General features: G+C 72.2%; 2 protein-coding genes. Both read left to right on the top strand.

What is annotated here, in order from left to right:
• A partial coding sequence (locus tag PWG71_RS28625; RefSeq protein WP_274813189.1) for a hypothetical protein occupies window positions 1–380 on the top strand: 380 nt, incomplete at its 5' end.
• Window positions 377–571, top strand: a complete 195-nt coding sequence (locus PWG71_RS28620; protein WP_274813188.1) for a hypothetical protein — start codon at window positions 377–379, stop codon at window positions 569–571. The genes PWG71_RS28625 and PWG71_RS28620, both read left to right, overlap by 4 nt.
• Window positions 572–615 lie beyond the last annotated feature (44 nt).

The raw sequence follows: 615 nt of genomic DNA, 5'->3' as shown, positions 1-615 counted from the left end.
GAGAGCGTGCGGCCCTGCACGGGCACCCGTCCGCTATCGAGATCATCGCGGCCGACTACCCCGCCTGGGAGATCGGACGCGACCGCCACGCCCACCGCCACGGACCGTGGCGCGCACAGCGGGACGACACCGTGTTGACGGCCGACAGCCCGGCCGGTCTCCTCGTCAAGCTCGAAGCCCAGGAACTCGCCCGCCTGCAAGCCGAGCACACCGGCCGATGGAAGGTATGGCGCACCCCCCGCTACTGGATGGCGACCGCCCTCGTCGACGACATCGAACCGACGTTGATGGAAGAGACACCCGGCGCCCTGGAATCGCGGATGCTCTCCCCCAAGGCGTGGGGCAACCGGCCCCTGAAAGGCACGGAGGGGACCCGGTGACCTTCGAGGAGTTCGCGCGCCTCACACGGCCGCGCACCACACCCGACACACCCCTCACCCAGCAGGGCGGCCACCCTCCGTTGCCCCGGCGCAAACCCACCGCCCAGCAGGACCGGCACGAGCCGATCAGCCGGGGCCCGCGCGGGGTCGGGACCGTCCTCCCCGGGTTGGGATGGGCGATCGGCGACTGATACCCCCGCACGTCCGGGACCTCTCTCCCGGGCGTGCGGGCACC

It is taken from the genome of Nocardiopsis sp. N85 (assembly GCF_028882275.1).
Taxonomy (GTDB): domain Bacteria; phylum Actinomycetota; class Actinomycetes; order Streptosporangiales; family Streptosporangiaceae; genus Nocardiopsis; species Nocardiopsis lambiniae.
This window is presented reverse-complemented; position numbering and strand designations above follow the sequence as displayed.